Source organism: uncultured Capnocytophaga sp., from assembly GCF_938029845.1.
In the GTDB taxonomy this organism is placed as follows: Bacteria; Bacteroidota; Bacteroidia; order Flavobacteriales; family Flavobacteriaceae; genus Capnocytophaga.
Genome location: NZ_CALHGG010000110.1, coordinates 1 through 8,125, shown reverse-complemented (window position 1 = coordinate 8,125; position 8,125 = coordinate 1). Strand labels below are relative to the sequence as shown.

Annotated in this window: 6 protein-coding genes; all 6 read left to right on the top strand. The window is 38.6% G+C overall.

Features of this window, described 5'->3' with window-relative positions; all coding sequences use genetic code 11:
• Window positions 1-32 precede the first annotated feature (32 nt).
• Window positions 33-2,873, top strand: a complete 2,841-nt coding sequence (locus Q0625_RS07900) for an SMC family ATPase (RefSeq protein ID WP_298825499.1) — start codon at window positions 33-35, stop codon at window positions 2,871-2,873.
• 105 nt (window positions 2,874-2,978) lie between these two features.
• Complete coding sequence (locus Q0625_RS07895) at window positions 2,979-3,458, top strand: CYTH domain-containing protein (protein WP_298825497.1); 480 nt, start codon at window positions 2,979-2,981, stop codon at window positions 3,456-3,458.
• A gap of 82 nt (window positions 3,459-3,540) precedes the next feature.
• Entirely contained in the window at window positions 3,541-3,819 is a 279-nt protein-coding gene (locus Q0625_RS07890; protein ID WP_034544309.1) for a co-chaperone GroES, read from the top strand.
• A gap of 17 nt (window positions 3,820-3,836) precedes the next feature.
• Window positions 3,837-4,376 carry a hypothetical protein gene (locus Q0625_RS07885; protein ID WP_016419430.1) on the top strand — a complete coding sequence of 180 codons (540 nt, stop codon included), beginning with the start codon at window positions 3,837-3,839 and terminating at the stop codon, window positions 4,374-4,376.
• 33 nt (window positions 4,377-4,409) lie between these two features.
• The gene (gene groL, locus Q0625_RS07880; protein ID WP_298825487.1) at window positions 4,410-6,038 is read left to right on the top strand and encodes a chaperonin GroEL; all 1,629 of its coding nucleotides are present in this window, start codon (window positions 4,410-4,412) and stop codon (window positions 6,036-6,038) included.
• A gap of 197 nt (window positions 6,039-6,235) precedes the next feature.
• A partial coding sequence (locus Q0625_RS07875) for a DNA polymerase III subunit alpha (RefSeq protein ID WP_298825484.1) occupies window positions 6,236-8,125 on the top strand: 1,890 nt, incomplete at its 3' end.

Genomic DNA, 8,125 nt, shown 5'->3' with positions numbered 1-8,125 from the left:
GCCTGAATAAGGCCGACAAAAGGGGCTACAATATGATGAACCTCAAATCCAACCATATCTATATAGAATTTGAGTTTTTCAATTTTGAGAACCGACAGCTACGGGTGATCAGGGAGTTCAAGCGCAACTCCAAGAAGTTTGAGGACGTAAGAACCCCTACTGTACAGTTCTATGAAAAAAATATGGATAAATGGATTCCTTTGGAACAAGCTAACCCAGAGGAACTTATAGGATTGAGTTATCACAACTTCAAACGTACTATTATCATCCCCCAAGGTCAGTTCAAGGAGTTCTTGGAACTCGGTGCCAAGGATCGCAATAATATGATGAAGGAAATCTTCAACCTACAAAAGTTTGACCTTTCCGATAATATCAGCAAACTTAAAAAAGAGAATGAAGAAAAACTTAGTTTCAAAGAGGGCGAACTAAAGGGGTATGAAGAAATCCATGAGGAGGCCATACAAATACAAAAGGACAAACTCAAGGAAGAGACAGACAAACAAAAATCTTTAGAAGTAATACTTGATCAACTAAAGACACATTACGAACATCTCAAAAGCTTGAAATCAGACTTTGAACTTTTAGAGCGTAAGAGAAAAGAGTTTTCTCTACTCCATTCTCAAAAGTATTCTTTTGATGAATTAGAGGAAAAGGTAAATAGGTATGAAAAGATAGAAAAGCTATTTAAGAATTTGTTAGATAACAGAACACACCTGACAAAGGAATTGCAATTCTATACGAATAAAAGAGTTACAGAAGTTGAAGCACTCAATCAGGTACAAAATAAGCTAACCCATATCTCTGATAATATAGAAGCGTTACAAGAATCTTATGAAAAACTTCCTGATGCAAAGCAGATGGAAGAAGATCTACAACAGCTATTAGCAATATTCCCTTTGCAAGAAAGATTAACCAAAGAAAAAAGTAGAACTATAGAAGGTACTAAGAAAATAGCAGAAGAAGAAAAGAATCTAAAAGATAAAAAGGACTATAATAACACCATCGAAAGTGAGATCGAAAGCCTCAAAAAGCAACGTATAGATAGTCAATTACTCTTGGAAGTTGGTAATTGGTATGAGAAGAACTATTCCATTTCTGAAAACCAAAATAAACAACAGCAAAAAATTAAAGATACCACAGCACAATTACAAGAGATTGTAAAAGAGCTTAGTTGTTTTGTGCTCTTCAAAGATGGATTTGTTCCCGATTACAAGGAAAAAATTACTATTGAAAAGAAAACTATAGAAAAAGAAAAAGACACACTCCAACAAAAGCTCAACCAACTTGAACTACAGCGACAATTATCCCACTATACGAAAGAACTCCACGAAGGAAGTCCTTGTCCTCTCTGTGGTTCCACTGAGCATCCAAGTATCACCCATTTTGAAGATGTAAGTACTGAACTCACCACTACTCAAAAAGCAATAAAGGCGCTTGATACAAAACAAGAGCAATTACAACAAAGTCTCTTTCAAATTGAAAAAACAGTAGATAAGAAACAATTTTTTGAAAACCAATTACAATCAGAAAAGGAAACAGCTCAGCAAATAGAAAAAGAACGTTTGGCACATCATGACAAGTTCATCTGGAGCGAATTTTCCAAAGAAGATCGCACCGCCTTTGATCAGAAACGCCAATTTGCCTATGCTCTAGAGCAAGAAATAGAGGGCAAAGAGACATTACTCAAAAAAGGCACTAAGGAAATAGATGCCCTACTCTTAAAAATAGAAGAATACAAGGGGCTACTTGATAAAATCTATAAAGAAATTGCTACCCTTGAAGGAAATATAGCTAGTCGAAAAGAAAGTTTAAAGAAATATAGCTTTTCTGATTATGAAAATAAGGATTTCGCTCTCATTGAAAAAGAATATCAATTTATAGCAAAGACTAATAAATATATCGAGCAAACCTATACTGACCTTACCCAAGAGCGTAACCGCTTGAATCCTTTACAATCACAGTACGAGACTCAACTGAAAAACACTAATGAATTGCTCGAAAAATGGGAGGCTGAATACCAAACTATTGAAAAAACGCTAACAGATACTTTGATTCAAGAAAAGATACCCCTTAAAGAAGTAACAAAAATATTGGATTCCCCTTTGCCAATAGAAGAAAATAGAGTAAAAATACAAGACTTTAAGGTTCGCTACAAGGTACTTTGTGAGCAAATTAAAGAATTAGAAGCCAAATTTGCCAATGTATCCTTTGATCCTAAAGCCTTTGCCGAGATAGAAGCACAATACATCCTTAAGGAACAGGAAGTAAAGGCTAATCATGAAAATTGTATTAGAATTTCCAGCGAATTAGAGCGTATCAGTCAGGCTTTAATAATCAAAAAGGAACTGATGAAATCCGCAGCCTATGTTAGAAAGCGCAATGAGAATATAAAACTCTTGGAAATCCTATTCAGGGGGAAAGGTTTCGTAGAATATATCTCCTCCATTTACCTACAACAACTCTGCCAACATGCCAATGAACGTTTTCACAGGATGACACGAGGACAACTGAGCTTGCAAATCGGTGAAAATAATGAGTTTGAAATCATAGACTACCTCAATGAAGGAAAAAGTAGGAGTGTAAAAACCCTATCAGGGGGGCAGGCCTTTCAGGTATCCCTAAGTCTCGCCTTGGCATTGGCGGAAAGTGTACAGAGTGAGGCAAGTGCTGATAAAAATTTCTTTTTTATAGACGAAGGTTTTGGCACCCAAGATACAGAATCCGTGAATATTGTATTTGAGACCATGGCCAACCTACTCAAGGATAACCGTATCGTGGGGATCATTTCTCACGTAGAAGAGCTCAAAGAACGTATTCCCATCTCACTGACTATTACCAATGATCCTGAAAGAGGAAGCATTATCAGTAGTTAGTTATCAGCAGTCAGTTATCAGTGTCTGATTTCTGACTACTGATCTCTGCCTCTGACTACAGAGTGTCTATTTGTCAGTTATATCTTTACAAAAAATTAAAAAACTATGGCATTGAAAGAAATTGAACGCAAATTCTTAGTCAAAAACACCGATTTCATAGCACAAGCACACAGAAGCACCCCTATTGTGCAGGCCTTTCTTAATACTGACCCTTCAAGAACGGTACGTGTACGCCTTAAAGGGGAAAAAGGCTACCTCACTGTCAAAGGAAAGAGTGAAGAGAATGGTGCTAGCCGATTCGAATGGGAGAAAGAAATTACCCCTTCCGATGTACATGCCCTATTGCCTTTATGCGAGCCCTCCCCTATTGAGAAAACTCGCTATGAGGTATGGGTAGGTGATTCACTATATGAAGTAGACATATTTCATGGTGAAAATGAGGGACTTATCATCGCTGAAATAGAACTTACCAATGTGGCACAGGCTTTTGAAAAACCTGATTGGTTGGGAACTGAAGTTACCTCTGAACCTCGCTACTACAATAGTGCTCTAAGCCAACTCCCTTATAAACATTGGATCGCATAAACCAATACTGACAATTTGACATATTTGCCTAAATGGCACACTTTATGCTTAGAGAAAAATAGATTTACAAAAATAAATGAATATGAGTGTAAAATTAAAACCGTTAGCTGATAGAGTGCTTGTAGAACCAGCACCAGCAGAAACTACTACCGCTTCTGGTATTATTATTCCTGATACTGCTCAAGAAAAACCTCAAAAAGGAAAAATCGTAGCTGTAGGAGCAGGAACCAAAGAAAATCCTATTACTGTAAAAGTAGGTGATACTGTTCTTTATGGAAAATATGCAGGTACAGAACTAAAATTGGAAGGTAAGACTTACCTCATCATGAGAGAGAACGATTTGTTAGGTATCTTGGGATAATCTAAATATAACAAATTATGTTCTACACTTTACAACTAAATGCAAAGTTACAACCTTTTGACAGACATGATCTAGAGGACATTATAGATGAGTTTCTCTCCAAAGAAGATCTAGGAGAAACCTCAGGTGGTGGTACTCTCATGTCCAAAGAGGGAGAAATAGAGTACTGCGATATAGAAATCTCTCTTAATGATACTGCTAATGCAGTGGAGAAATTACTACAAAAGTTGGAAGATATTGGTATTCCAAAAGGCTCTAAGCTATATAATGAGAATTTCTCCCAAGAGATAGGCTCTTTAGAAGGTTTAGGACTTTATGTAAATGGTACTGATTTACCTAAAGAAGTATATGAGACTTCTGATATCAATGTAGTTTTTGACACTGTCTGTGAAATTTTAAAAGATGTTTTGGTACTAACTTCATATCATGAAGGCAGTAAAGATACAGCCTTATATTTCTATATAAAAGGAAATTTTGCAGAAGCCAAAGAACAAATCAAGGATTTTATAACTACCTATCCCTTATGTGAAAAGTGTAGAATTGTTCAAATCGCTTAAATAATTAAACTTAATAATTAAAAAAATAAAAAAATGGCAAAAGATATAAAATTTGATATTGATGCACGTGACGGTCTCAAAAGAGGGGTAGATGCCCTTGCTAACGCCGTAAAAGTAACTCTCGGTCCTAAGGGACGTAATGTAATTATCAGCAAATCATTCGGTGCTCCTACTGTTACCAAAGATGGAGTTACAGTAGCTAAAGAGGTAGAACTTGCTGATGCTCTTGAAAATATGGGAGCTCAAATGGTAAAAGAAGTAGCCTCCAAAACCAACGATCTTGCTGGTGATGGTACTACTACCGCTACCGTACTAGCACAAGCTATTGTACGTGAAGGTCTTAAGAACGTAGCTGCAGGTGCTAACCCTATGGACTTAAAACGTGGTATCGACAAAGCGGTGAAATCTATCGTAAATGAATTGGCTAAACAAAGCCAAAAAGTAGGTGACTCTATCGATAAAATCCGCCAAGTAGCTGCTATCTCTGCTAATAATGATGAGGCAGTAGGGGAACTCATTGCCGATGCTTTCTCTAAAGTAGGTAAAGAAGGTGTTATCACTGTGGAAGAAGCTAAAGGTACTGATACTTATGTAGATATCGTAGAAGGTATGCAGTTTGACCGTGGTTATCTTTCTCCTTACTTTGTAACCAATTCTGAGAAAATGACTGCCGAGTTGGATAATCCTTTCATCCTCCTATATGACAAAAAGATTTCTACCATGAAGGATTTGCTTCCTGTATTGGAACCTGTAGCACAATCTGGCAAATCACTTCTTATCATCGCTGAGGATATTGATGGAGAGGCTTTGGCTACCTTGGTAGTTAATAAGTTGCGTGGTGCCCTACGTATTGCAGCGGTAAAAGCTCCTGGTTTCGGAGATCGTCGCAAAGCAATGCTTGAGGATATCGCTATCCTAACAGGAGGTACTGTTATAGCAGAAGAAAGAGGCTTCACCCTTGAAAACGCTACTATTGACATGCTTGGTCGCGCTGAACGTGTAGCTATTGACAAGGATAATACTACTATTGTAAATGGAGCTGGTAAGAGCGAAGACATCCAAGCACGTGTAGGACAAATCAAAGCTCAGATTGAAGTAACTACTTCTGACTACGACAAAGAAAAACTCCAAGAACGCTTAGCCAAATTGGCAGGTGGAGTAGCTGTTCTCTATGTAGGTGCTCCTTCTGAAGTAGAAATGAAAGAAAAGAAAGACCGTGTAGATGACGCCCTTCACGCAACTCGTGCAGCTGTAGAAGAAGGTATCGTTGCTGGTGGTGGAGTTGCTCTATTACGCGCTCGAAATGTATTGGCTAAGATCAAACCTGCCAATTCCGATGAAACTACCGGTATCCAGATCGTATTCAAAGCTGTAGAAGCTCCTCTACGTACCATCGTTGAAAATGCAGGTGGTGAAGGTTCCGTTGTGATCGCCAAAGTACTGGATGGTAGAAACTCAACAGGATACAATGCCAAAACAGAACAATATGTAGATATGTTCCGTGCAGGTATTATTGACCCTAAGAAAGTAACCCGTGTAGCTTTGGAAAATGCTGCTTCTGTTGCAGGTATGATCCTCACTACCGAATGTGCCTTAGTGGATATCAAAGAAGATACCCCTGCTATGCCTCCTATGGGCGGAGGAATGCCTGGAATGATGTAATATATCATAAATATTCTAAAAAACCCGCCGATTATTGGCGGGTTTTTTCTTTTATTTTTAACAAATTATTCACACTAATAAAGCTGGAGATTCGAAAAAATGTACTATTTTTGTTCTTGAAACATATCTTTTATAACATTAATAATCAATACTTTAACCTATAATATTCATTATCAACCATCTAAAAACCTTTTCCTATGTATTTGATTTTTGATACCGAAACCACAGGGCTTCCTCGCAACTACAATGCCCCCCTCTCTGATAGTGAAAATTGGCCTCGTGCCGTACAGATTGCTTGGCAATTACACGATGCGCAAGGGATGCTTGTGGAGCATAAGGACTTTCTCATTACCCCCGATGACTTTACCATCCCTTACGATGCAGAACGTATCCATGGTATATCCACAGAGCTAGCCACAGAGCAAGGGGTAAGTATCCATCATGTATTTGAAGAATTTGAGAAAGCTCTAAGCAAAACTCAATATATAGTAGGCCAAAATATTGGCTTTGATATCAATATCATGGGGGCTGAGTTCTACCGTTATGGGGTAACTACCCGTTTGGGAGAACTTCCTGTTTTGGACACCTGTACCGAAATCACCGCTGAACTCTGTAAAATAGAAGGAGGTAAAGGAGGCAAGTTCAAGTACCCAAGCCTTACAGAACTCCATCAGTTTTTATTTGGGGCTCCCTTTGCCGAAGCTCACAATGCAACAGCCGATGTGGAGGCGACCGCTCGCTGTTTCTTTGAACTTATCCGCAGGGGGGAAGGTTTCTCCTTTGAGCAACTCTCCCAAGAGTCCATGGCTCTTATCCAAGAGAAGTATACCACTCCTGTAGCACTTTGGGGATTACAACATATCAACCTTAAAGCTGCATCCGAAAAACTTAAAAGCAAAAAAGAAGATACTGCTCTCTCCTCTGCCCAGTTGGCTGAAAACCTAGCCTTACTGGAGTCAGCTCCTTTTGCTCACCTACACAACCATACCCAATTCTCCGTATTACAATCTACTGCTTCCATTGCCGACTTAGTCAAAGCCACTGGCGAAGGACAGATGCCCGCTGTTGCCCTAACCGACCATGGTAATATGATGGGGGCTTTCCAGTTTATAAAAGAAGTCTCTAAATATAACAAAGAAGCCAAAGCTAAAAATGCCAAAGCACAAGAAAATGGGGAACCCGCTCCCCTACCCATTATCAAACCTATTATAGGTTGTGAATTTTACATCTGTGAAAATCATTTGGATAGAAGCAAAAAGGACAACGGTTATCAAGTCGTATTTTTAGCCAAAGACAAAGAGGGCTATCAAAACCTTATCAAAATGGCTTCTATTGCCTATACTAAGGGATTTTACTATGTACCTCGTATAGATAAGAAGATAGTAGAACAATATAAGAAAAATATCATTGTACTTTCAGGGAACCTATATGGTGAAATCCCTTCCAAAATTCTTAATCAGGGAGAAAAACAAGCTGAAGAAGCCCTATTGTGGTGGAAAGAACAGTTCCAAGAGGATTTTTATATAGAAATTATAAGGCATGGCCAAGAAGACGAGAACCGTGCTAATGCCGTACTGATTCAGTTGACTCAAAAGCATGGAATGAAATTGGTAGCTACCAATAACACTTATTATATCAGTCCAAAAGATGCCAATGCTCATGATATTTTGCTCTGTGTAAAGGATGGAGAGAAACAGGCTACTCCTATAGGTCATGGACGAGGATTTCGCTATGGACTTGCCAATGAGGAGTATTATTTCAAATCTTCCGAGCAGATGAAGGAATTGTTCAAGGATATCCCCCAAGCCATTCTCTCTATTGAGGAGATTATAAACAAAATAGAACCCTATGAGCTAGCACGCAATATCCTCCTTCCTAAGTTTGACATACCCAAGGAGTTCCAAGTGGAAGACGATCCTACTGGAAAAAAGGGAGAGAACAAATACCTTCGCCACCTCACTTACTTAGGAGCAGAGAAGCGCTATAAGGAACTCACCGAGGAAATACGCGATCGCATTGATTTTGAGCTTTCTATCATAGAAAAAACAGGCTACCCTGGCTACTTCCTCATTGTGGAGGACTTCATT

Coding starts and splice junctions, on each gene's coding strand:
- Q0625_RS07900 (WP_298825499.1), top strand. CDS start 33: ATGATGAACCTCAAATCCAACCATATCTATATAGAATTTGAGTTTTTC.
- Q0625_RS07895 (WP_298825497.1), top strand. CDS start 2,979: ATGGCATTGAAAGAAATTGAACGCAAATTCTTAGTCAAAAACACCGAT.
- Q0625_RS07890 (WP_034544309.1), top strand. CDS start 3,541: ATGAGTGTAAAATTAAAACCGTTAGCTGATAGAGTGCTTGTAGAACCA.
- Q0625_RS07885 (WP_016419430.1), top strand. CDS start 3,837: ATGTTCTACACTTTACAACTAAATGCAAAGTTACAACCTTTTGACAGA.
- groL (WP_298825487.1), top strand. CDS start 4,410: ATGGCAAAAGATATAAAATTTGATATTGATGCACGTGACGGTCTCAAA.